The sequence below is a fragment of the Amycolatopsis circi genome (assembly GCF_003385235.1).
GTDB lineage: Bacteria > Actinomycetota > Actinomycetes > Mycobacteriales > Pseudonocardiaceae > Amycolatopsis > Amycolatopsis circi.
On the sequence record NZ_PQIA01000005.1, the window covers coordinates 71,266 to 92,925 of the forward strand.

At 67.6% G+C, this 21,660-nt stretch carries 22 protein-coding genes; 12 read left to right on the top strand and 10 right to left on the bottom strand.

The window, feature by feature from the left end:
* Nucleotides 1–335 precede the first annotated feature (335 nt).
* The gene (gene aceB / locus D0D37_RS02315) at nucleotides 336–1,940 is read right to left on the bottom strand and encodes a malate synthase A (RefSeq protein WP_116198816.1); all 1,605 of its coding nucleotides are present in this window, start codon (nucleotides 1,938–1,940) and stop codon (nucleotides 336–338) included.
* A 70-nt stretch (nucleotides 1,941–2,010) separates the two neighbouring features.
* Nucleotides 2,011–3,300: an isocitrate lyase gene (aceA, locus tag D0D37_RS02320; protein ID WP_116198817.1), complete on the bottom strand. Its 1,290-nt coding sequence runs from the start codon at nucleotides 3,298–3,300 to the stop codon at nucleotides 2,011–2,013.
* 229 nt (nucleotides 3,301–3,529) lie between these two features.
* Here aceA and D0D37_RS02325 point away from each other — a divergent pair, with 229 nt between their 5' ends.
* From D0D37_RS02325 to D0D37_RS02335, 3 genes are all read left to right on the top strand, one after another.
* The gene (locus tag D0D37_RS02325) at nucleotides 3,530–4,954 is read left to right on the top strand and encodes a short-chain fatty acyl-CoA regulator family protein (protein WP_116198818.1); all 1,425 of its coding nucleotides are present in this window, start codon (nucleotides 3,530–3,532) and stop codon (nucleotides 4,952–4,954) included.
* 61 nt (nucleotides 4,955–5,015) lie between these two features.
* Nucleotides 5,016–6,272, top strand: coding sequence for a threonine ammonia-lyase IlvA (gene ilvA, locus D0D37_RS02330; protein ID WP_116198819.1), 1,257 nt, complete (start codon nucleotides 5,016–5,018; stop codon nucleotides 6,270–6,272).
* Nucleotide 6,273: 1 nt separating this feature from the next.
* Complete coding sequence (locus D0D37_RS02335; RefSeq protein WP_208719757.1) at nucleotides 6,274–6,891, top strand: GrpB family protein; 618 nt, start codon at nucleotides 6,274–6,276, stop codon at nucleotides 6,889–6,891.
* A gap of 94 nt (nucleotides 6,892–6,985) precedes the next feature.
* On the opposite strand, the gene D0D37_RS02340 is transcribed toward D0D37_RS02335, so the two are convergent.
* Together D0D37_RS02340 and D0D37_RS02345 are read right to left on the bottom strand one after the other, a co-directional pair.
* Entirely contained in the window at nucleotides 6,986–7,330 is a 345-nt protein-coding gene (locus tag D0D37_RS02340) for a nuclear transport factor 2 family protein (RefSeq protein WP_116198820.1), read from the bottom strand.
* A 67-nt stretch (nucleotides 7,331–7,397) separates the two neighbouring features.
* The gene (locus D0D37_RS02345) at nucleotides 7,398–8,153 is read right to left on the bottom strand and encodes an acyltransferase (protein WP_116198821.1); all 756 of its coding nucleotides are present in this window, start codon (nucleotides 8,151–8,153) and stop codon (nucleotides 7,398–7,400) included.
* 52 nt (nucleotides 8,154–8,205) lie between these two features.
* Between D0D37_RS02345 and D0D37_RS02350 the strand changes: the two genes are divergently transcribed.
* Nucleotides 8,206–9,153, top strand: coding sequence for a nucleoside hydrolase (locus D0D37_RS02350; protein ID WP_116198822.1), 948 nt, complete (start codon nucleotides 8,206–8,208; stop codon nucleotides 9,151–9,153).
* 503 nt (nucleotides 9,154–9,656) lie between these two features.
* Nucleotides 9,657–10,748 (top strand): C40 family peptidase, encoded by a 1,092-nt coding sequence (locus D0D37_RS02355; protein WP_116198852.1) that lies wholly within the window; start codon nucleotides 9,657–9,659, stop codon nucleotides 10,746–10,748.
* A 424-nt stretch (nucleotides 10,749–11,172) separates the two neighbouring features.
* Here D0D37_RS02355 and D0D37_RS02360 read toward each other — a convergent pair whose 3' ends face one another.
* The gene (locus D0D37_RS02360) at nucleotides 11,173–12,150 is read right to left on the bottom strand and encodes an SDR family NAD(P)-dependent oxidoreductase (protein ID WP_244223350.1); all 978 of its coding nucleotides are present in this window, start codon (nucleotides 12,148–12,150) and stop codon (nucleotides 11,173–11,175) included.
* 43 nt (nucleotides 12,151–12,193) lie between these two features.
* Here D0D37_RS02360 and D0D37_RS02365 point away from each other — a divergent pair, with 43 nt between their 5' ends.
* Nucleotides 12,194–12,718, top strand: coding sequence for a TetR/AcrR family transcriptional regulator (locus tag D0D37_RS02365; RefSeq protein WP_116198824.1), 525 nt, complete (start codon nucleotides 12,194–12,196; stop codon nucleotides 12,716–12,718).
* A gap of 3 nt (nucleotides 12,719–12,721) precedes the next feature.
* On the opposite strand, the gene D0D37_RS02370 is transcribed toward D0D37_RS02365, so the two are convergent.
* Nucleotides 12,722–13,330, bottom strand: coding sequence for a TetR/AcrR family transcriptional regulator (locus D0D37_RS02370; RefSeq protein WP_116198825.1), 609 nt, complete (start codon nucleotides 13,328–13,330; stop codon nucleotides 12,722–12,724).
* 93 nt (nucleotides 13,331–13,423) lie between these two features.
* Here D0D37_RS02370 and D0D37_RS02375 point away from each other — a divergent pair, with 93 nt between their 5' ends.
* The 3 genes from D0D37_RS02375 to D0D37_RS02385 all read left to right on the top strand — a co-directional run bounded on the left by D0D37_RS02375 (nucleotide 13,424) and on the right by D0D37_RS02385 (nucleotide 15,829).
* A complete protein-coding gene (locus D0D37_RS02375; protein WP_116198826.1) occupies nucleotides 13,424–14,167 on the top strand; it encodes an SDR family oxidoreductase in 744 nt (247 codons plus the stop codon).
* A 101-nt stretch (nucleotides 14,168–14,268) separates the two neighbouring features.
* The gene (locus tag D0D37_RS02380) at nucleotides 14,269–14,922 is read left to right on the top strand and encodes a TetR/AcrR family transcriptional regulator (RefSeq protein ID WP_116198827.1); all 654 of its coding nucleotides are present in this window, start codon (nucleotides 14,269–14,271) and stop codon (nucleotides 14,920–14,922) included.
* 1 nt (nucleotide 14,923) lies between these two features.
* Nucleotides 14,924–15,829, top strand: a complete 906-nt coding sequence (locus D0D37_RS02385; RefSeq protein WP_116198828.1) for a carboxymuconolactone decarboxylase family protein — start codon at nucleotides 14,924–14,926, stop codon at nucleotides 15,827–15,829.
* On the opposite strand, the gene D0D37_RS02390 is transcribed toward D0D37_RS02385, so the two are convergent.
* Nucleotides 15,813–16,223, bottom strand: a complete 411-nt coding sequence (locus D0D37_RS02390) for a hypothetical protein (protein WP_116198829.1) — start codon at nucleotides 16,221–16,223, stop codon at nucleotides 15,813–15,815. The genes D0D37_RS02385 and D0D37_RS02390 overlap by 17 nt on opposite strands.
* 100 nt (nucleotides 16,224–16,323) lie before the next feature.
* Here D0D37_RS02390 and D0D37_RS02395 point away from each other — a divergent pair, with 100 nt between their 5' ends.
* On the top strand, nucleotides 16,324–17,187 hold the full coding sequence (locus D0D37_RS02395) for a 3-hydroxyacyl-CoA dehydrogenase family protein (protein ID WP_116198830.1): 864 nt from the start codon (nucleotides 16,324–16,326) through the stop codon (nucleotides 17,185–17,187).
* Nucleotides 17,188–17,300: 113 nt separating this feature from the next.
* On the opposite strand, the gene D0D37_RS02400 is transcribed toward D0D37_RS02395, so the two are convergent.
* The 3 genes from D0D37_RS02400 to D0D37_RS02410 are packed head-to-tail and all read right to left on the bottom strand — an operon-like array spanning nucleotide 17,301 to nucleotide 18,756.
* On the bottom strand, nucleotides 17,301–17,795 hold the full coding sequence (locus D0D37_RS02400) for an SRPBCC family protein (RefSeq protein WP_116198831.1): 495 nt from the start codon (nucleotides 17,793–17,795) through the stop codon (nucleotides 17,301–17,303).
* Entirely contained in the window at nucleotides 17,749–18,135 is a 387-nt protein-coding gene (locus D0D37_RS02405; RefSeq protein ID WP_116198832.1) for an ArsR/SmtB family transcription factor, read from the bottom strand. The genes D0D37_RS02400 and D0D37_RS02405 overlap by 47 nt, the downstream gene beginning before the upstream one ends.
* A 30-nt stretch (nucleotides 18,136–18,165) precedes the next feature.
* Nucleotides 18,166–18,756 carry a helix-turn-helix domain-containing protein gene (locus D0D37_RS02410; protein ID WP_208719758.1) on the bottom strand — a complete coding sequence of 197 codons (591 nt, stop codon included), beginning with the start codon at nucleotides 18,754–18,756 and terminating at the stop codon, nucleotides 18,166–18,168.
* A gap of 89 nt (nucleotides 18,757–18,845) precedes the next feature.
* Between D0D37_RS02410 and D0D37_RS02415 the strand changes: the two genes are divergently transcribed.
* Entirely contained in the window at nucleotides 18,846–20,429 is a 1,584-nt protein-coding gene (locus tag D0D37_RS02415) for a bifunctional NAD(P)/FAD-dependent oxidoreductase/class I SAM-dependent methyltransferase (protein WP_116198834.1), read from the top strand.
* A gap of 603 nt (nucleotides 20,430–21,032) precedes the next feature.
* Nucleotides 21,033–21,587 carry a dihydrofolate reductase family protein gene (locus tag D0D37_RS02420; protein ID WP_116198835.1) on the top strand — a complete coding sequence of 185 codons (555 nt, stop codon included), beginning with the start codon at nucleotides 21,033–21,035 and terminating at the stop codon, nucleotides 21,585–21,587.
* Nucleotides 21,588–21,660 lie beyond the last annotated feature (73 nt).

Consider the following 21,660-nt stretch of genomic DNA (forward strand, 5'->3'; position numbering starts at 1 on the left):
AGGTGCATTCGCTGCGGCGACGCGGCTCCGATCGCAAGGCACCGAAGGCGAACCGGGACCCGGTGACAGGACGGAGTACAAGCGGTACCCGTGGGCGGAGAGCCCGAGAGCGAGCAACACCCAAGCCAACCGAGGCCCAGACCCACAGCTCCAGAAACTCCGCGAAACCGAAAACCCGCGCCTCTCGCCGTGCAGCGGCGAAAGAGCGCGGGTCCGGAAAGACCCGGGTCCGGTGGCGGGGAGCCTCCGCCACCGGACCCGTCCCCGGCACCATCCCAAAATGTGGTGCGGGGTAACCGGTCGCCGGTGGTCAGGTCACTGGCGACCGGAGCCTGTCACCGCTCGGTCAGGTAGCGGGCGTAGGCGACCGTCGTGAGGAAGCTCGGCAGCTTCTCGCCGAGGGCGGTTTCGGTGAAGATCGCGCGGGCGTCGTCGAGACGGGCCGACGGGCCGAGGTCTGCGCGGACCTTCGCCAGTTCGTCGTCCAGGAACTCGACGGTCAGCTCGTGGGTCAGCGCCGTGCCGTCCTCGAGCTTCGTGCCGTTGCGGATCCACTGCCACACCTGGCACCGCGCGATCTCGGCCGTCGCGGCGTCTTCCATGAGGTTGTGGATCGCCGCGGCGCCGGTGCCGCGCAGCCAGGAGTCGACGTAGCGGAGCGCGACGTTGATGTTCGCTCGCACGCCCGCTTCGGTGACCTCGCCGCCGGCGCTCGCGACGTCGAGCAGGTCCGAAGCGTCGACCGACACGTCCTCGCGCAGTTTGCCGAGCTGGTTCGGCCAGCCGCCGAGCACGCGGTCGAAGACCTCGCGACAGACCGGGACCAGGCCGGGGTGCGCGACCCACGAGCCGTCGAAGCCGTCGCCCGCCTCGCGTTCCTTGTCCTGGCGGACCTTCTCGAGCGCGTTCTCGTTGGCGACCGGGTCCTTGCTGGGGATGAACGCGGCCATCCCGCCGATCGCGTGCGCCCCGCGGCGGTGGCAGGTGCTGACGAGCAGTTCGGTGTAGGCGCGCATGAAGGGGACCGTCATCGTCACCTGGGCGCGGTCCGGCAGCACGAAGTCGGCACCGTGCGCGGAGAAGTTCTTGATGACGCTGAAGATGTAGTCCCAGCGTCCGGCGTTCAGGCCGGCCGCGTGCTCGCGCAGTTCGTAGAGGATCTCGTCCATCTCGAAGGCCGCGGTGATCGTCTCGATCAGCACGGTCGCACGGATCGTGCCGCGCGGGATGCCGAGTTCCTTCTGCGCCAGCAGGAACACGTCGTTCCACAGCCGCGCTTCCTGGTGGCTTTCCAGCTTCGGCAGGTAGAAGTACGGACCGCTGCCGCGCGCCAGAAGCTGGCGGGCGTTGTGGAAGAAGTACAGGCCGAAGTCCACGAGGCTCGCCGAAACCGGGCGGCCGTCTATGCGGATGTGCTTCTCGACCAGGTGCCAGCCGCGGGGGCGGGCGACGATCGTCGCCGGGTCGTCGCCGATCGTGTAGCGCTTGCCGGCCTCGGTGGTGAAGTCGATGTTGCGGCGGATGGCGTCGAACAGGTTGAGCTGGCCGTCGACGACGTTGTGCCAGGTCGGCGAGGTCGCGTCCTCGAAGTCCGCCAGCCACACCTTCGCGCCGGAGTTGAGCGCGTTGACCGTCATCTTCCGGTCGGTCGGGCCGGTGATCTCGACGCGCCGGTCCTCGAGGCCGGGCGCGACGGGCGCGATGTGCCAGCTCTCGTCCGCCCGGATCGACCGCATCTCGGGCAGGAAGTCCAGCTGCTCCTCCCCCGACTGCAGCCGCTCGCGACGCCGGCGGCGCTCGTCGAGGAGTTCGCGGCGGCGTCCGGCGAAGGTGTTGTCGAGTTTGGCTACGAAGTCCAGTGCTGCCGGGGTGAGGATCTCGGCGAAGCGGCCATCGGCGGGCCCGGTGACCTCGATGCGGGTGTTCAACGTGTCAGCCATCTCGTACCTCCGCGAAGGGGGAAAGGGAAGGGGCGGGCCGGCGACCGGAATCGCCGGCCCGCGGGGTGCGTCAGTGGAACTGGTCTTCTTCGGTCGAACCCTTGAGCGCGGTGGTCGAGCTCTCCGGGTTCAGCGCGGTGGACACCAGGTCGAACCAGCCGGTGCCGACCTCGCGCTGGTGCTTCGTCGCGGTGTAGCCGCGCTCCTCCGAAGCGAACTCGCGCTCCTGCAGGTCGACGTAGGCGCTCATGCCTTCGCGGGCGTAGCCGTGCGCCAGGTCGAACATCGAGTAGTTCAGCGCGTGGAAACCGGCCAGCGTGATGAACTGGAACTTGTACCCCATGGCGCCGAGTTCGCGCTGGAATCGCGCGATGGTGTCGTCGTCGAGGTGCTTCTTCCAGTTGAACGACGGCGAGCAGTTGTAGGCGAGCATCTGGTCCGGGTACTGCGCCTTGATCGCCTCGGCGTACTTGCGGGCGACCTCGAGGTCCGGCGTGGAGGTCTCCATCCACAGCAGGTCGGCGTACTGCGCGTAGGCCAGGCCGCGGTCGATGCACGGCTCGATGCCGTTGTTGACCTCGTAGAAGCCCTCCGAGGTGCGGCCGCCGGTGAGGTACTTGCGGTCGCGCTCGTCGACGTCGCTGGTCAGCAGGGTCGCGGCCTGCGCGTCGGTGCGGGCGACGACCAGGGACGGCACGTTCAGCACGTCGGCGGCGAGGCGGGCGGCGTTCAGCGTGCGCTCGTGCTGCTTGGTCGGGATGAGGACCTTGCCGCCGAGGTGGCCGCACTTCTTCTCGGACGCGAGCTGGTCTTCCCAGTGCACGCCCGCGGCGCCGGCCGCGATCATGCCCTTCATCAGCTCGAACGCGTTCAGCGGACCGCCGAAGCCGGCCTCCGCGTCGGCGACGATCGGGGCGAACCAGTCGATGTCGCCGTTGCCCTCGGCCCAGTTGATCTGGTCGGCGCGGCCCAGCGCGTTGTTGATGCGGCGGACGACGGCCGGGACCGAGTTGGCCGGGTAGAGGCTCTGGTCCGGGTAGGTCTGGCCGGCGAGGTTGGCGTCGGCGGCGACCTGCCAGCCGGACAGGTAGATGGCCTTCAGGCCGGCGCGCACCTGCTGCACGGCCTGGTTGCCGGTGAGGGCGCCCAGCGCGTGGACGTAGTCCTCGCTGTGCAGCAGCTCCCACAGCTTCTCGGCGCCGCGGCGGGCGAGGGTGTGCTCTTCGACGACCGAACCGCGAAGCTTCACCACGTCGGCGGCGGAGTAGGTCCGCTGGACACCCGCCCAGCGGGGGTCGGTCTTCCACTGCTCGGCCAGCTCGGCCGCCGCCTGCTCGAGCTGATTGGCCTGCTCGGTCATCGGACTCTCCCGTGTTGCGAAGTTTGCGATTGCTCGCCTTGCCTGGTTATGACCCTGACACGAGCACGAAATCCTGGTCTACCGCTCCAATTTGCCAATTTCTGTGAAGATTGCTTAGCATGTTGCAAAGGTTGCGAATCTGCCGTTCGCAACCGCAGCGAAAATTCGCGGGCTTGATCGTTCACGTAATCGTTCAGGCCCGGAAACCTTCCGGCCGGACGGAGCACTCATGGACAAAACTTTCGCCGGGGCGCGGCTGCGGCATCTGCGCGAAAGCCGGTCGATGAGCCAGGCGGATCTCGCCCGTGTGCTCGAGATCTCACCCAGTTACCTCAATCAGATCGAGCACAACTCGCGCCCGCTGACCGTGCCGGTGCTGCTGCGGATCACGCAGGCATTCGGCGTCGACACGGAGTTTTTCGCCAACAACGACACGTCGCGGCTCGTCGCCGATGTGAAAGAAGCCCTGCTCGACGAGGCCGTGGGCGTCGAAGCGACCACGAGCGAGCTGAACGACCTGGCCAGCAACCTGCCGTCCATCGCCCAAGCGCTGGTGAAACTGCATCGCAGCTACCGCAACGCGGTCGAGAGCACGGCCGCGCTGACCACGGAAAACGGGCTCGGCCTGCACGGGAGCGCCGCCGCGCCGTTGCCGCACGAGGAGGTCCGCGACTTCTTTTACGAGCGGGAGAACTACGTCGCCGAACTGGACGAGCGGGCCGAGGCGATGGCCGCCCAGATCCCGCTGCGGCGCGGAGCGGTGCTTGGGTCGCTCAAGGAACGGCTGTGGCAGCGCTACGGCGTCGACGTGACGAGCGAGGGCATCAACGAATCCGCAGGTGAACAGCATCGGTATGAGCCGGCGACGCGGGTGTTGCGGCTGGCCCCGAGCCTGCGGGTCGGACAGCAGGCGTTCCGGATGGCGTCCCAGATCGCGCTGCTGGAGTACGACGACTTGATCACCGAACTCGCCGATTCGTGGGCGTTTTCCGGCCAGGCGGCGCGGACGCTCGCGCGGGTCGGCCTGGCGAACTACTTCGCGGGCGCGCTGATCCTGCCGTACAGCCCGTTCCTCGCCGCGGCCGAGGAGTTCCGGTACGACATCGAGCGGCTTTGCGACCACTTCGGCGTCGGTTTCGAGACCACGTGCCACCGGCTTTCGACGCTGCAGCGGCCAAAACAGCGCGGGGTGCCGTTCTCGTTCGTGCGCGTGGACCGGGCCGGGAACATGTCGAAACGCCAGTCCGCGGCGGGTTTTCACTTCTCGCGCGTTGGCGGTGCTTGCCCGTTGTGGAACATCTACGAGGCCTTCACCTCGCCGGGCAAGATCCTCACGCAGATCGCGGCGCTGCCGGACGGCAAGCGGTACTTCTGGGTCGCGCGGACGGTTTCGCGCAACATCGGCGGTTACGGCAGCCCGGGCAAGACGTTCACCGTCGGCCTCGGCTGCGAGCTGCGACATGCCGGTCGGCTGATCTACTCAACCGGCCTTGACCTGGACGAACCCGCCGCCGCGACCCCGATCGGCATGGGTTGCAAAGTGTGCGACCGGCCCGCTTGCTCGCAACGCGCGTTTCCGGCGATCGGCAAACCGCTCACGGTCGACGAAAACACCAGCACCTTCGTCCCGTACCCGGCGGTGCCGAAGACGTGAACGCTGTCCGTGACGTGAGTGCCTCGGACGTGGTCACCGGGTGCGAAGTACATTCACCCGAGTGCACGACATCGACACGGTGAACGCAGAACTAGTCGAGCAGGCCGCCGAACGGCTCGCGGGCGTGGTCACACGTACGCCCCTCGAGCCCAACGCGCGTCTCTCGTCCCGCGTAGACGCGCGCGTCTGGCTTAAGCGCGAAGACCAGCAGACGGTGCGCTCGTACAAGATCCGCGGCGCGTACAACTTCATCGTGCAACTTGACGCTGTGACGCGGGAGCGCGGTGTCGTATGCGCGAGCGCCGGGAACCACGCGCAAGGCGTCGCGTACGCGTGTCGCCGTTTAGGGGCGAACGGTCGCGTGTACGTGCCGGGCACGACGCCTCGGCAGAAGCGTCAGCGCATTGCGGCGCTCGGCGGCGCGCACATCGAGGTCATCGTTGTCGGCGAGACGTACGAAGACGCCTTCGCAGCGGCGAAAGACGACGCCCACCGCACCGGGGCAACGTTGGTGCCGGCGTTCGATGACGTCCGTACTGTCGCCGGTCAGGGCACTGTCGCGCTCGAAGTGGTTTCGCAGTTGGGCTTCGTGCCAGATGTCCTGGTGGTGCCGGTCGGCGGCGGTGGGTTGCTGGCGGGGATCGCGACTTGGGTCCACGAGCGGCATCCGGACATCCGGGTCGTCGGCGTCGAACCGGCTGGTGCGATGTGTATGGCGGCGGCTCTCGAAGCGGGCAAACCGGTGCGGATCGACGCGGTGGACCCGTTCGTGGACGGTGCCGCGGTGCGCGAAGCCGGCCAGGTGACGTTCCCGTTGATCCGGGACAGCGGCGCGGACCTGACGTCCGTCGCCGAGGGCGCGGTGTGCACGGAGATGCTGTCGATGTACCAATCGGACGGCATCATCGCCGAACCCGCGGGTGCGCTTGCGGCTGCTTCGCTCGGGACGACCGTGCAGGTCGAGCCGGGGCAGACGGTGGTGTGCATCGTGTCCGGCGGCAACAACGACGTCAGCCGGTACAGCGAAATCCTCGAACGCTCGCTCATGCACGAGGGGTTGAAGCACTACTTCCTCGTCAGCTTCCCGCAGGAACCCGGCGCGCTCCGGCGGTTCCTGGACGAAATCCTCGGGCCGGAGGACGACATTACTCGGTTCGAGTACGTGAAGCGCAACAACCGGGAGATCGGTCCGGCGCTGATCGGTGTCGAAATTCCGCGGCGCGCGGACCTGCCTGGGCTGCTGGCGCGGCTGGAGAAAAGCCCGCTGCAGGTGGAGCAGGTGGAGCCGGGGAGTCCGCTGTTCCACTTCCTGCTCTGAGGTGCTGCTGGTCTGGTGTCGCCGTTTACTGGCAAAAGTGGCCGTGCCGAGGTGGCGTGTGCTGCCGATGGCGGACATCGAAAGGACGACCTTGGACGCCCCGGTCGAGATCGTGGACTACGACCCGCGATGGCCTCAGGTATTCGCCGGCCTCCGCGACCGCATCACTGCAGCAGTGGGAGGGCTCGCGCAACGCGTCGAGCACGTGGGCAGCACAGCAGTCCCCGGTCTGGCCGCTAAACCGATCATCGACCTCACCATTGTCATCGCCAAGCGCGACGACCTGCCCGCTGTTGTCGCCAGTTTGCAGACGATCGGCTACCGGCACGAAGGCGATCTCGGCATTCCCGGTCGAGAAGCCTTCGTCCGGCCACCCGGCACACCACCGCACCACCTCTACGTCTGCGCAGCCGACAACGAGAATCTCGCTCGCGTACTCGCGTTCCGGGATTTCCTGCGCACCCACCCGGACACGGCTCACACGTACGTGTCGCTGAAGCGTTCGCTCGCTCACCGATTCCGCACCGACCGCGCCGCCTACACCGCCGCGAAAACGGCCTTTATCGACGGCGTCGTGGCCACGGCAATGTCGGAGACGTCGCCCCGCGCCGACGCCTGACGGCCGTCGATGTCTGCCGCTGACCGGCGTATCGCGCCTCGCAGGCGATCGTTTCCGCAGGTCAACGCGATTCGCCAAAAAACGGCAACACCGGTCAGCCGAGTTCGGCGCTGCCCTCGCGGTAGATCTTCGCCGACTTGATGCGGTCTCCGACCAGCCGATAGAAGCCAGCGATGGCGAAAACGTGGTCCTCGCCGTTGTGGGTGAGCCGCTCGGTCAATTGGGCGGCGACCTGGTCACCGTCCGCGAGTACGTTCTCGACCGTCAATGTCGGGAGAAGTTGTTCCATGGCACCGCTGAACAGTTCGGTGAGTTCGTCGCGTCCGCGCACGACACTGCTGCCGGTGATCCAGACCGCGTCCTCGGTGAAGCCGTCGAGGAGAGCCTGGAGATCACGGTTGTTGAAGGCGGCGACGTGCCGACGCAGGGCTTCGCTCATAAGGCGAGGTTATCTGCGCTGTCAGGTCATTTTTCGCGGCCGAACTCAGCAAACCGGCCGCACTAGGTCAGCTGTCGCCGAGCGTCTTCTGCAGTGCTTTGTTCGCCTTGCGGGCCATGTCGGCGACAGCCTCGCGCCGGGCCGCATCCGCGGCGTAGTCGTCCTCGCGATTGCGGACCACCCGGGCCGGTGAACCGACCGCGATCGAGTAGTCCGGGATGTCACCGCGCACCACCGCGTGCGCGCCGAGCACGCTGCCGCGGCCGATGCGCGTGCCCTTGAGGACGCTGACCTTCGTGCCGAGCCACGTGTCCGGGCCGATCCGGACCGGCGACTTGACGATGCCCTGGTCCTTGATCGGCACGTGGATATCCGCGGTCACGTGGTCGAAATCGCAGATGTACACCCAGTCGGCGACGAGCGTGGCGGCGCCGAGTTCGATATCGAGGTAGCAGTTGATCACGTTCTGCCGTCCGAACACCGACTTGTCGCCGATGCGAAGGGACCCCTCGTGACAGCGGATGGCGTTGCCGTCGCCGATGTGCACCCAGCGGCCGATCTCCAGCCGGCCGTACCCGGGACGGCAGTGGATCTCGACGTTTTTGCCGAGGAACAGCATGCCGCGCAGGATGATGTGCGGGTTCGCGATGCGGAACTTGAGCAGCCGGTAGTAGCGCACGAGGTACCATGGCGTGTACGCGCGATTGCGCAGCACCCAGCGCAGAGAGTCGGCCGTCAGGAACTTCGCCTGGTGCGGATCCCGCCGGGCCCGCCGCCAGGCGCGCACGCGCGACAACGCGGGCGCACCCCACATCGACGTCATGCCCCTGACCGTAACCTGTGGACGACGGCCAGCCACAGGCAAGGGGAGCAGGATGGGGACCAAGCTGATCATCGACACCGACCCCGGTGTCGATGATGCTTTCGCGATCGCGTTGGCCGCGAGGTCGGCGGACGTCGACCTGCTGGGCGTGACGACAGTTTTCGGCAACGTGCCGCTGACCACGACAACCGCGAACGCGCGCCGGCTGCTGCAGCTGTGCGACCGCCCGGACGTGCCGGTCGCCGGGGGTGCCTCGCGGCCTCTCCTCTACCGCGAACTGCACCGGTCGAGCACCGTCCACGGCTCCGACGGACTTTCCGGGCACGCCGCTTCGCTGCCCGAAGCCACCCGCCCGCTCGAGGATTCCGACGCGGTCAGCCTGATGGTCTCGCTGATCGAAGCCTCCGACGAGCCGGTGACCATCGCGCCGATCGGTCCGCTCACGAACATCGCCGCCCTGCTCGCGGCGCACCCCGGAGTGCGCTCGAAGATCGCGCGAATCGTCCTGATGGGCGGTGCGCTCGCCCTCGGCAACTCGACCGCGGTCTCCGAATTCAACATCTGGGCCGACCCGGAAGCGGCACGGCGCGTGATCGTCGAGGACGACGTCCCGTGCGTGATGGTCCCCCTCGATCTCACTCACCGGTGCGCGGTCGACAGCGCGTGGCTGGCGAAACTCGCCGCGTCCGGACCGATCGGGCAGGCACTGGACTCGTTCACGCCGGACTACCTCGCGCACTACCGCCAAGTGCTCGGCTACGAAGGAATCGTCCTGCACGATGCGGTGGCCGTCGCCGAGGCGATCCGCCCGGGCCTGCTGCACACGGAGACTTACCCGGTCGACATCGACTCCGGCCTCGGCCCGACCCGCGGCATGACGATCGTCGATCGCAGGGCGGTCCCGAAGAGGCCGACTGGGCGGCTGGTCGAGGTGGCTGTCGATACAGAGCTGGATGTGCTGCGCGAGTTCGTGTTGTCGAGACTTGCCGGAGGGCAGTGATGGAGGGGGACGGGAGATCGCCGCTGGAGGGCGAATCGCAGGTCACGCCCCATGCGGCGGCAGGTCTGGGCCGTGGCGAGCCCGGGGGTACGGATTCGTCGCCGCTCAGCGGCGAATCGCAGGTCACGCCTAACGCGGCGATGGATGCGGGCGGTGGCGCGCCTGGGGGTGCGAGTTCGTCGCCGCTCAGTGGCGAATCGGCTGGATCGGGTGATTCGTCCGTAGGCGGGGCGTCGCCGGTGGGCGGCGAATCAGTCGGCTCGAGTGCTTCTTCCGGCGGTGATTCGTCGTCGGCGAGTGGCGAAAATCCTGCGTCGACCAGGGTGTCGCCGCTGAGTGGCGAAACTTCCGCGCTGGCTGACGAGTCGTCGTTGAGTGGCGAGGCACCAGAGGTGGCCAGCGCGTCACCGTTTGATGGCGACGGGTCGCAGCTGTCGAGTGGCGGAGGGGGCGCGGCTGCGAGCCCGGGTTTTCTTCGGCGGAATCGGCGGGTCGTGGTGGCGATGGCGGCGGCTGTGGCGGTCGTTGCGGCGTTGGTTGTCGCGGTGCAGGTTCTGCCGGGCGGCGGTGCCAGTGATGCGAATTCCGGGAACGTCGCGGCGACGTCGTCGCTGGCGCCAGCCACCTCGAAGAGTGCCCCGGCCTCTGCGGCGCCGACGTCGGTGGCGCCCGATCAGCCTGGGGTGCCGCGGGCTGGGGAGTTCGGAGCGTGGGCGTCGCGGACCAGTCAGTGGCTCGACATTCCGTTGCGGGCGATGAACGGGTACGCGCAGGCGACCGTCACGCTCAGCAAGGAACAGCCCGACTGTCACCTGTCCTGGATCACTCTCGCTGCGATCGGGAAGATCACCAGCGATCACGGGCGGGCGCAGGGTAATCAAGTCAAGGAGAACGGGACTCTCGCGAAACCGCTTGGCACGGTGGAGGTTCTCGACTTCTATCACCGGACCGTCTCGACGCCGGGGGCGGCGGGACCGTTGCAGCTCTCCCCCGCGGTGTGGAGCAAGTGGCAGCGCAGTGCGTCCGGCGGTAAACCCGATATTCAGAACATCGACGACGCGGCGCTCACGGCTGGGCGCGCGCTTTGCGCGAATGGCCGCGATCTGGCGACGGACTGGTGGAACGGGGTCGCCACACTGGAGCCGGCACCCGTTGTTCTGCATCGGACGCTTGCGACGACCAATGTCTACGGCACGGTGGGGCAGAGCGAGCAGCCGCCGAATCCGGCGGTGCTTACTGCGGTCGACTTCGCGATTGACCAGATTGGGCTGCCGTACGTCTGGGGCGGCAACGGCACTCGCGACGCCGATCCGGGTTTCGACTGTTCTGGGCTGACGACCGCGGCTTACGCGAGCGCTGACGTCAAGTTGATGCGGACGGCGGATACGCAATTCCGCAGCGTTGCCCACGTGGGCGAACCCCAATTGGGCGATTTGATCTTCTACGGTGCGCCGACCACGAAGATCCATCATGTCGGGCTTTACATCGGGAACCAGCAGATGATCGACGCACCGCAGACTGGGCAGGCGGTGCAGGTTCATCCGTATCGGAAGCCTGGTGACGACTACGCGGGGGCGGGACGGCCTACCGCTTGACCTGTGTTGGGATATCTCGGGAGCAGAGCTGGGACGTCTCGCGATTGAGGGTGTTTGTCGAATGGGTCTCGCCTTGGGCGGTGCTTTCGCCGTTCAGTGGCGAGATCCATCCTGAGCGAGGTTGCCGCCGGGCGGGTCGGGGTGGCGGCGGTAAAACGCTGCCGCCGCCCGAGCGTGGAGTCCGGCCGAGAGCGCGTCGTTAGGCAATGGGCAAGCTCTTGCGGCTAAGTCGTCCTAGGACTGCCGCATAATCCGCGTGTCGAGGCATGGCTCGGCGGAAGTTGGGCACAGCCAGTTTCCAGAAGGTGTTTGGTCGGCCAGTCGGTGATGGGCTGGTGTTCTGGCGAAGTTGTGCGGCTGGGCTGCGAGGTAGCCGTCATCGTCGGTTAGGCGGTGGGGTTCGCGGAGGTCGTGCAGTGGTCGTTTAGATGGCGGCAGACGTCAGGGCCAGGGAGACCTCCCATAGTCGGCGCGCGGCCGCGCCGTCGCGTGCCCAGCGTTTGACGGCGTGGCTGTTGTCTGCCAAGTCGACGTCGTCGGGCACGGTTGCGGCTTCGTTGCCGTCGTCCAGGTAATGGCCACCGTTATGGGCGAATTCTGGGGCGGTCGCGGCGACGAGAGCGGTGGCCGCGCCTTGTTCGACGGTCTTGTAACTGAAGACCCCGGCCGCCTCGAGCCGGGTCAGGTGGTCCTTCATGTCTTGGGTGAAATCTCGTTGCAGGCCAGTGGAAACTCCGCCTGGGTTGACGGCGTTGGCGACAATTCCGTCTGCGGCCCAGCGGCGGGTCGCCTCCACTGCGAACAGCGAGTTGGCCGATTTCGACTGCCCGTAAGCCAGTTGGGGATCGTAGGCGCGCTGGGTAAAATGGATGTCATCAAAGACAACAGGTGAGTACATGTGTGCGCCGGAGGTCACGGCGACTATCCGGGCCGTTCCTCGATGGTTCGCGCCGGCGGCTAGGGCGTCGTGCAGGCCCAGTGCCAGCGCGAAGTGACCGAGGTGGTTGGTCGCGAACTGCAGTTCCCAGCCCTGCGGAGTGCGGCCCAGCGTCGGACGCATCACGCCGGCGTTGTTGATCAGCAGGTGCAGCGGGCCGTCCCAGCTTTCGGTGAAGTGGGCGACGGTGGCTAGGTCCGCCAGTTCTAGGTGTGCGACGCGGACGGCGCGGTTTCCGGTGGCGGCGGAGATGTGGTCGGCGACGCTTGCGCCGTGATCGGTGTTGCGTACGGCCAGGGTGACGTCGGCACCGACCGAGGCTAGGGCGCGGGCTGTTTCTCGGCCTAGACCTGACGTGGCACCGGTGACGACGGCGCGTACGCCAGTGAGGTTCAGGCCTGCGACGACGTCATCGGCGGTGCTGGCGGCATCGAAGGCCGTGCGGATCAGGGAGGTTTGGGGCACCCTTCGAACTATACGGACTGGACGAAGTTTGTATAGTGTGTTCATGGGCAGTGATCGGCGTACGCAGGTACTGGACTCGGCACTGGAGATTTTCGCGCGCTACGGCTATCGCAAGGCGTCCATGGACGACGTCGCGAAGGCCGCGGACATCTCGCGCCCCGGCCTGTACTTCTACTTCTCGTCCAAGCCGGAGCTGTTCCGCGCCACCGTGCAGCATTCGCTCGACAGCAGCATCGAGGCGGCTCGGCTCGCTCTCGCCGATTCCAGGCAACCGCTGCGCGAGAGGCTGATCGAGGCGTTCGATCACTGGGCCGGTCGCTACGTCGGGCCGATGGCTGCGGAGATCGGCGTTCTGATCGACTCGAATCCCGATCTGCTCGGCACCATGCCGGCCGACTACCCGAAACGGTTTCGCGCCCTGGTCGTCGAGGCGATCGGCGGCCGCTCCCCTGCCGACGTGGCCGGGACGCTGATCAGCACCTCGATCGGCATCAAGTACGACGCGGAAACCCGTGACGAGTTCCGCGCCCGGATGACCGTCGCGGTCGATCTCTACTGCGGCCGCTGAAACTCAGGCCGGCGGCCAGTTGCACAGGGCCGCGTCGGCGACTTCCTGCAGCTCTTCACGACTCGCGCCGCCGGCCGCTTCGACGGCGATACCGAACGCGACCGTCATGACGTAGCGCGCCAACCGTGCCGCATCGGCGGTTGGTGGCAAATCGTGCTCATCAACGGCGCGTTGGAAGCGCTTCTCGAGGGCTCGGCGCGCGGCATTGCGCCACTCGATCAGCAATTCGCGCGCGGGATGGCCGAGTTCGCCAGCTGCCAAGGAGCCTTGGACGCCCAGGCATCCCGGCGGACAATCAGGATCGGTCGTCGCTTGGACGGCGCCGTTGAGGATCGCGGCGGCCACTTTGGCGGCGGTCGGCTCCGCCCAGGCTCGCGGACCGTAGGAGGCGGGGCCCTCGTCGTAGAGCGCCAAAGCTTTGCGGAACAACTGCTCTTTGTTGCCGAAAGCCGCGTACATGCTGGTTTTCGTGATGCCCATGGCTCCGGTCAGATCGGCCAGGCTCGCGCCTTCGTAGCCCTGCTCCCAGAACACCAGCATGGCGCGCCGCAGCGCCTCGTCGGCGTCGAAGCCGCGCGGACGGCCGATGTGCGCCTTGTCCTGACCAGTCACCGCACCAGCGTACTCCTTCAGTACCGATCGGTTCAGAAGTGCTACGGTACTTCTTAAGTACCGATCGGTACTGAACTATTCGGAGGTCAGAGAATGGGACAGCTCGAGGGCAAGACGGCGGTCGTCACCGGAGGCAGCAGCGGGATCGGGCTGGCCGCCGCCGAACGGCTTGCCGCCGAGGGCGCGCACGTGTTCATCACCGGCCGGAATCGGGACGCCCTGGAGATGGCTGCGAAGTCGATCGGTTCGGCGACCGCGGTGCCGGGCGACATCGCCGACCTGGCCGATCTGGACCGGCTCTACGACGCGGTTCGCGCCCGCGGCAAGGGGCTCGACATCGTTTTCGCCAACGCGGCAGCGGGATCCTTTGTGACGCTGGAGGAAACCACCGCGGAACACTTCGACCAGGTCTTCGACACCAACGTGCGCGGAACACTCTTCACAGTCCAGAAGGCGTTGCCGCTGCTCAATAAAGGCGCGTCAGTGATCCTGAATTCGTCGGTCCGGGCGGATGACGGCCTTGTGTCGTTCGGGACGTATTCGGCGTCCAAGGCCGCACTTCGCTCCTACGCTCGGACTTGGGCCAACGAACTGAAGGGCCGCGACATCCGGGTCAACGTGGTTTCGCCCGGCACCATCGATACGCCGGTGCTCGAGAAGGCGGTCGGCGCGGACAAGGTCGACGAGGCCCGGTCGAGTTTCACGGCGCGCGTTCCGCTCGGCCGGATGGGAACGCCGCGCGAGGTCGCCGATGCCGTGTTGTTCCTCGCGTCGGAGCAAAGCAGCTTCATCCTCGGCGCGAACATCTACGTCGACGGCGGCGAAAACCAGTTCTGACCAGCAGCAACGCGGGGACAACGGCGTTCTCGCGCAAATTAGCCTGGCGCACGGGCTATACGTGGGTATAGTCTACTGTTCATGCGTATAGCGACGATGTCATGACCGACCCCGACGACCTGACCGCACGCGCCCGGATCCGGGACGCGGCGATGCGGCACTTCGGGGAGCATGGCTTCGAGCGCGCCACGATCCGGGGCATCGCCGTGGAAGCCGGGGTGTCCTTGGGGCTGGTGCGGCACCACTTCGGGTCCAAACAGGCGCTCCGCGAGGCGTGCGACGCGCACCTGACGAAGCTCCTCCGCCAGCTCAACGACCAGGTCCCGGTCGACCTGGCCGACCTCGCCAACCCCGAGGCCGCGGCTGCCGGTGTCGCCGCGAATCCGGTCGCGGCAGGGCGAATCGCGGTCGGGCCGTACCGGGACTACCTCGTCCGGGCATTGGTCGAGGGCGGGGTCGCGCCGCTGTTCGACGAGATGGTCGAACTCGGCACGACGCGGCTCGTCGCCGCTGATCGGCAACGGCCGGACCCGCCGACGGTCGAGCCGAAGGTCCGCGCCGCGATCGGCGCCGCGATGGCGTTGTCGATCACCGTGCTGCACCAGCACATTTCCCGTTCGGTCGGCGTCGACATCCTCACCCCGGCAGGCGACAACCTCCTCGCCCGCGCGCTGATCGACATCCACTCGCATCCGCAGCTCAGCCTTGACGAAGCGCAGGCGGCGCTCGACCGCCTGCCCGCGGAAGGAAACTGACATGCCGCACGCCACGATCCCCCGCATCCCGCCGCTCGGATTCGACGAGATGGATCCAGAACAGCAAAAGCTGGCGAAACTCGGCGCGGACACTGTGATCCAGGTGCTCGCCCGCGCGCCGGAAGTGCTGCAGGCGTCCGGCGCACTGGGCACTTACCTGTTGAGCCAAGGGAAACTGCATCCGCGGATCCGCGAGCTGGCGATCCTCCGCGTCGCGCTCCGGTGCGACGCGCCGTACGAATGGGCCAACCACGCGCCCGCCGCGCTGGGTGGCGGCGCGACCGAAGCGGAGATCGTGGCCGTCTCCGATCCAGATGCCAGTTGGCCGCCTGGGGACGACGCGGTGCTGCGCGCGGTCGATGAACTGTGCGCGAATGTCTTTGTGTCCGACGAGACCTGGGCCGATCTCGCCGCGACCCGCGACCATGCCGAGATCATCGAGATTCTGTTCCTCGTCGGCTATTACCGGATGATGGCGGGGTTCCTGAATTCCGCGGGCGTCCCGGTGAAGGCTGGTCAACCGGCGCTCGGGGAACCTCCGGTTCCGGTGGCTCGCCCGGAGCGGCCTTCTCGGCCTGCCAGCGGGAAAACCAGTCCGGACGGTCATTGGAAGATCACGTTCGTCCACCCGGCGGGGAGCAAAGACCTGCTTCTCGACCTCGCGACCAACGGCACCGCGGTGTCCGGTTCCATTTTCGACACTCAGCTGAAGATCACGGTCCCCATCGTGTCGGGAACGGTCGACGGCCGGGAGGTCTCCTTCACCGCGTTGGTGACCGACCCGGCGCGCTTCGAGGTGAGCGTGACCGGCACGGTCGACGGAGACGCGTTTACCGGCTCTGTCACGGTTTCCGGCGGTGGCACCTTTCCGCTGTCCGGAGTCAGGGAGGTCAGTCCCAATAATTGAACAGGGCTTCGCCGACCGTCGCCGGTTTCCAGTACGCGATGTCGGACCGGGTGAGGTGCGGCCAGTCTTCGGCCTTGAAGGAGCGTTCGAGGTCGGCTGGCGTGAGTACCCGGAATTGCTCCGTTTCCGCCAGCACGGCGACCAGTTCCGGCTCATCGAGGAACTCCAACGGCCCCGATTCCCGGGCCGGCGCGAAGTCGAGCGAGCGGGGCCGGGCGATCGCGAGCACCGGGGCGTCGTTGGCGGCGACGACCGAGATCGTGCGGTCGGGATACTCGACGACGGCTTGCCAGAAGTTCGGCGTGCCGTCCGGGACGCGGAAGTCGACGAGGGTTCCGCCGGTGCGCCGGACGAAGCCGTAACAGAGACGGCGAACCTCGCGAACATCGACCACCGCCGCATTCTACGCAGCCGGTCCCCCGGCCGTGGACGCGGAATTGCGGCGGGCGAGGACGGGTGGTCTTCTTGGCTCAAGATCGAAAGGTGAGCCCGCCATGCCTTACGCGTACACATTCGACCAGATCCGCGACCGGCCGGTCACCGTGTTCGGTGCCGGGACGCTGGGCAGGCGCATCGCGCTGATGTTCGCCTCGCGCGGCGGGACCGTGCGGATCAGCGACCCGAGCGCCGAACAGGTCGCGGCGGCAGCGGAATACGTGGCCGAGACCTTGCCCGTACTGCTCGAGAAACGCGGCAGCGGCGAGGTCGGGCGGGTCGAAGACGCGGCGTCGATCGAGGACGCGCTGCGCGACGCGTGGCTCGTCGTGGAGGCGGTGCCGGAGCGGTTGGACCTCAAAATCCCGCTGTGGGGCCAAATCGACGAGGCCGCGCCCGCCGACACCATCTTCGCCACGAACTCGTCGTCGTACCCGTCGCGGATGATGGCCGAGAAAGTGCGCGACAAGTCGCGGCTGTGCAACATCCACTTCTACATGCCGCCGACCGCGAACGCGGTCGACCTCATGTCCGACGGCGAAACCGGCCGAACCGTGCTCGACACGATGCTCGGGGTGTTGCCGGAGTTCGGCATTCATCCGTTCGAGGCGCGAAAGGAAAGCGTCGGGTTCATTTTCAACCGCGTGTGGGCGGCGATCAAAAGGGAATCGCTGGCCGTGGTAGCGGAGGGCGTCGCGCGGCCCGAGGACGTGGACGGGATGTTCAAGATCAACTGGCATCTGCCGTACGGGCCGTTCCAGATGATGGATCAGGTCGGCCTGGACGTGGTGCTGGACATCGAAAACCATTACGCGGACGAGAATCCGCACCTGCCGACCGGGCCGCGGGACCTGCTGCGCACTTATGTCGAGGCGGGCAAGCTCGGGATCAAGACTGGTGAAGGGTTCTACTCGTACGGCTGAGGCACGGCAGCGCGACGTCGGCCTGCGGCCCGCCGCGAACCGGGCACCGGCATAAGCCGCGCCTGCAGCACCTGAAAGCTCCCGAGATCTCCGAAACAGCCCGAAGAAGCGGCTCAATCCAGCGAAACCGCGACTTCCTCCAGCGCGTCCATCGACTCCTGCATGCCACTCTCCATGCCGGACCCCAGGATGGCGTCGCGGAGTTCCTTGGTGTGCGTCCGGGTCAGCATGGTCACCGTGGTGCGGTCGCCTGATTCGGTGAACGTCACGGTGACTACGGGGGCGTCCACGTCCGCGGCTCCCGGGGTTTCGTAGACCTCGGTGTGGACCAGGCGTTCGTTGGGCGTGATCTCTCGGTACTCGCCATGGAAGGCGACCTCGAAGTCGCCGTTCGCGAGCATCACGTAGCGCCATTGGCCGCCGACGCGCAGGTCGATTTCCACGGACGTCACGGTGCCCCGTTTGCCTGCCCACCAGCGCTTCACCAAGTCCGGTGTCGTCCAGGCCCGGTAGACGCGGTGCCGCGGGGCGGCGAAATCGCGGGTGATCTGGATCTGGTCGTCAGCGGGCAGCGTCACCTTCGCCGTGCCGCTCGTCGTGTCCGTCATAGTCGTCCTCCTCCGTCGAGCCCATTTCTTCCAGCACGGCGTCCAGCGATTCGAACCGGTTCTCCCAGGAACGTTCGTAGCGGCGCACCCAGTCGTGGATCGGTTTGAGGGCGTGGCCGTTCAGCCGGTAGAGGCGTTGTCTGCCCTCGTCCCGCGCCTCGACCGCGCCTACCTCGCGCAGCACCCGCAGATGCTTCGACACCTGTGGTTGCCCTAGGCCCAACATGCGGACCAGGTCGTTCACTGGACGTTCGCCCTCGGCAAGGACGTCCAGGATTTCCCGGCGCCGCGGTTCGGCGACGGCGTTGAAGACGTCCGCAGTGGTCGCTGCCCGTGCCATGCGGCAATCATATGCCGATATGGGTATGCGTCAAGAGGCAGGACGGGCGCGGACGTGGAAGCGCTCCCCTTGCGGGCCGAACAGGGCCAGGACCTCGCAGACCTCGGCGCCGGCGTTGCCGAACCAGTGCGGAACGTGCGTGTCGAACTCGGCGACCTCGCCCGGTCGGAGGATCACGTCGTGTTCGCCGAGCATCAGGCGCAACTGTCCGGACAGGACGTACATCCACTCGTATCCCTCGTGAACCCGCTGGTCAGGGGGTTCGGCGGAGCGCTCTGGCGGGAGGATCATCTTGTACGCGCGCAGGCCGCCCGGACGCCGGGTGAGCGGCAGGTAGGTCCGGCCGCTCCGGACGAACGGCTTCGGGTGCAGGCGCGGATCGCCGGTCGGGGGCGCGCCGACCAGTTCGTCGAGCGGCACCTGGTAGGCGCGGGCCAGGGCGAGCAGCAGTTCCAGGGTCGGTTTGCGCTGGCCGGCCTCCAGCCGCGACAGCGTGCTCACCGAGATCCCGGTCGTTTCCGAGAGGCCGGTCAGCGTCTCGTTGCGCTGCTTGCGCAGGGCGCGCAGCCTCGGGCCGACCGCGTGCAGGACCTCGCCCAGGTCCTGGTCGTCTTCGCTCATGCCGTTCAATTTGCCACTTCGGCAAAGAACTTTGTCAAGTCGGCGCGTTCTCCGGATAGTCCGAGGCAAGGGGACTACAGGAGGATCCAGTGGACGAGAAGTACGACGTGGTGGTGGTCGGCGGCGGCGCGGCCGGGCTCAGCGGAGCGGTGGCGCTCGCGCGGTCCCGGCGGTCGGTGCTGGTCGTGGATTCCGGCGAGCCGCGCAACGCGCCGGCCGGGCACGTGCACAACTATCTTGCCCGCGAAAGCACGCCGCCTGCCGAGTTGCTCTCGCTCGGCCGCGCGGAACTGGCTGGGTACGGCGGCGAGGTGGTCGCGCAGACGGTGACGTCGATTGCCAAGGGGGACAACGGGTTCGAGATCTCCCTCGCCGACGGACGGCGTACGCACGCACGGCGAGTGCTGGTCGCGACCGGTCTCGTGGACGAGCTGCCCGAGGTCGCCGGGCTGGCGGCGCGGTGGGGGCGCGACGTGCTGCACTGCCCGTACTGCCACGGCTGGGAGGTGCGCGACCGGGCGATCGGCGTGCTGTCGACCGGTCCGATGACCGTGCACCAGGCGTTGATGTGGCGGCAGCTGACCGACGACGTGGTCGTTTTCCGGCACACGCACGGCGATTTCGACGAAGCACCGCTGCTGGCCCGCGGGATCCGGATCGTGGACGGAGTGGTCGCCGCGATCGAGGCCGAGGACGACCAGCTGACCGGGGTGCGGCTCGAGTCGGGAACGGTCGTGGCGCGGGAGGCGCTGGCTGTCGCGGCGCCGGCCAAGACGCGGGCGGACTTTCTCGCGCCGCTCGGGATCGAGCCGGAACCGGTGGAGTTCAACGGTTTCGTGATCGGCACCAGGGTTCCCGCGGACGCGGCCGGCCGGACGTCCGTGCCTGGTTTGTGGGTGGCGGGCAACGTCACGGACATGCGCGCGCAGGTAGTGGTTTCGGCCGCGGCGGGGCTGATGGCCGGGGCGGCGATCAACGGGGAACTGGTCGAAGAGGAGGCCGCGGAGGCGGTGCGGCGGCGGGAAATGCCGTTCTCGCACGAGGTGGAGCGGGAGGTCGCGCGGGCCAACGAGCATCCGCCGTTCGACCGCGGTTCCTGGGAGGAGCGGTATCGCTCGCAGGACGAAATGTGGAGCGGACGGCCGAACGATCAGCTCGTGACCGAGGCTTCCGGCCTGGAACCGGGCCACGCGCTGGACGCGGGCTGCGGCGAGGGCGGCGACGCGATCTGGCTCGCGCAGCAGGGCTGGCGCGTGACGGCGGTCGACTTCTCCACGACGGCCATCGAACGCGGGCGCGCGCAGGCGGCGAAACTCGGGGTGGCCGAGCGGATCGCGTGGGTCGCCGCGGACTTGGGCGAGTGGGTGCCGGAGTCGAAGTTCGACCTGGTGACGTCGCATTTCCTGCACGTGCCGTCGGCGGCCCGGACGGTGGCGTTCGCGCGGCTCGCGGACGCGGTGGCACCGGGCGGGACGTTGCTGGTGGTGGGGCATGACCCGGCGGATACGCACGCTGGGCGGCCGCACATGCCGGACATGATGTTCACGGCTGAGGAAGTGGCGGAGACGTTGGATCAGTCGTGGGCTTCGGTGGCCGCGGATGCCCGGGAGAGGGCTGTGGTGGGGACGGAGATGGTGGTTCGGGACACCGTGCTGGTGGCTCGGAAGCGGTGATGACGCTGCGGCTCCGGTCTGGCAGGACAGACCGGAGCCGCCAGGACGGGGGGCGGTGCGAGGCCGGGGCTGACTGAGTCGGAAGCCGGGCATCCGACGGATTTCGGCAGAGGGGGCGGGGCGCTCCGGCCCGCTCGGGCCCGGCCGGACCGGGGATCTCCGAGACGAGCGGCGAGGAGAGATGATGCCCCGTCAAGCCAGCGGGGCCGCCCGAAAGAACTCAGCGCAGGGGCGCACCGGAAGAAGGGCCGAGGCAGCTCCGATCCGGCTGGGCTGGGCCAGCTAAGTAAGCGGGCTTTGCGAGAGAACCCGCCCGCGGCGCGCGGCCCGGGGGTGGCAGGCCAGACCATCAGGCGTGGTGCGCAGATTCCACGGTGTACAGGCGTGGTTCGCATTCCGCCAAGGCCAGGGCGGCGGACATGTGCTCTTGGCATTCCAGGTCGGCGAACATCGCTGGAGAGCCTCAGCGCTGGCCCGCTGGGCGTCGTTCACGACGCGCGTGCCGTCGGTGTTCGCACAGGTAGCCGGGGCGGTGCCTGAGGACCGATGAGTTTTCGCCGCGCCGCCGGTCTACCTCGTATCGGAAAGAACGAGGAGGGCTCAATGGGCAAGGTGTTGTGGCACGTCGCGATGTCGCTGGACGGGTTCGTCGCCGCGGAGGGGCATGCGATGGACTGGATGTCGGGGGTGCACGTCACGCCGGGGGTGCACGAGGAATCCATCGCGCGGGTCGGGGCGATTTTGGGTGGGCGGCGCGGGTTTGACGCGCTGGCGGCAACAGCGCCGGGGAAGGTCGCCAAGCAGCCGTACGGCGGAGCGTGGAGCGGGCCGGTTTTCGTGCTCACCCATCATCCGGAGGACGCGCAGGCCGAGGACGGGGTCACGTTTCTCGACTGCGACGTGCGGGAGGCGGTCGAGATCGGGCTCGGGGCGGCGGACGGGAAGGATCTTGAGCTGCACAGTCAGGATATCGCGCGGCAATGCGTCGAGCTGGGGATTGTCGACGAGTTCATCGTGCATCTCATGCCGGTGATGCTCGGGTCCGGCATCCGGCTGTTCGACAACCCGGGCGGGAAGCCGGTTCGGTGGGATCGAGTGCATGACGGGGATCCCGCGCTGGCGATCGACCTGCGGTTTCGGCCGGCCGCGGAACACTGAATCCCGCTCAGCGGGACGGATCGGCATACTAATGGCGTATGGCCCCCCCGGAGTTATTGGTCTATACCATTTG

What these genes read in the sequence shown, in the direction of transcription:
- aceA (WP_116198817.1), bottom strand. Translation starts at nt 3,300, where the DNA reads ATGACCGAGCAGGCCAATCAGCTCGAGCAGGCGGCGGCCGAGCTGGCC.
- D0D37_RS02345 (WP_116198821.1), bottom strand. Translation starts at nt 8,153, where the DNA reads ATGACGTCGATGTGGGGTGCGCCCGCGTTGTCGCGCGTGCGCGCCTGG.
- D0D37_RS02350 (WP_116198822.1), top strand. Translation starts at nt 8,206, where the DNA reads ATGGGGACCAAGCTGATCATCGACACCGACCCCGGTGTCGATGATGCT.
- D0D37_RS02375 (WP_116198826.1), top strand. Translation starts at nt 13,424, where the DNA reads ATGGGACAGCTCGAGGGCAAGACGGCGGTCGTCACCGGAGGCAGCAGC.
- D0D37_RS02325 (WP_116198818.1), top strand. Translation starts at nt 3,530, where the DNA reads ATGGACAAAACTTTCGCCGGGGCGCGGCTGCGGCATCTGCGCGAAAGC.
- D0D37_RS02395 (WP_116198830.1), top strand. Translation starts at nt 16,324, where the DNA reads ATGCCTTACGCGTACACATTCGACCAGATCCGCGACCGGCCGGTCACC.
- D0D37_RS02380 (WP_116198827.1), top strand. Translation starts at nt 14,269, where the DNA reads ATGACCGACCCCGACGACCTGACCGCACGCGCCCGGATCCGGGACGCG.
- D0D37_RS02340 (WP_116198820.1), bottom strand. Translation starts at nt 7,330, where the DNA reads ATGAGCGAAGCCCTGCGTCGGCACGTCGCCGCCTTCAACAACCGTGAT.
- aceB (WP_116198816.1), bottom strand. Translation starts at nt 1,940, where the DNA reads ATGGCTGACACGTTGAACACCCGCATCGAGGTCACCGGGCCCGCCGAT.
- D0D37_RS02355 (WP_116198852.1), top strand. Translation starts at nt 9,657, where the DNA reads ATGGCGGCGGCTGTGGCGGTCGTTGCGGCGTTGGTTGTCGCGGTGCAG.
- D0D37_RS02405 (WP_116198832.1), bottom strand. Translation starts at nt 18,135, where the DNA reads ATGGCACGGGCAGCGACCACTGCGGACGTCTTCAACGCCGTCGCCGAA.
- D0D37_RS02410 (WP_208719758.1), bottom strand. Translation starts at nt 18,756, where the DNA reads ATGAGCGAAGACGACCAGGACCTGGGCGAGGTCCTGCACGCGGTCGGC.
- D0D37_RS02420 (WP_116198835.1), top strand. Translation starts at nt 21,033, where the DNA reads ATGGGCAAGGTGTTGTGGCACGTCGCGATGTCGCTGGACGGGTTCGTC.
- D0D37_RS02365 (WP_116198824.1), top strand. Translation starts at nt 12,194, where the DNA reads ATGGGCAGTGATCGGCGTACGCAGGTACTGGACTCGGCACTGGAGATT.
- D0D37_RS02385 (WP_116198828.1), top strand. Translation starts at nt 14,924, where the DNA reads ATGCCGCACGCCACGATCCCCCGCATCCCGCCGCTCGGATTCGACGAG.
- D0D37_RS02400 (WP_116198831.1), bottom strand. Translation starts at nt 17,795, where the DNA reads ATGACGGACACGACGAGCGGCACGGCGAAGGTGACGCTGCCCGCTGAC.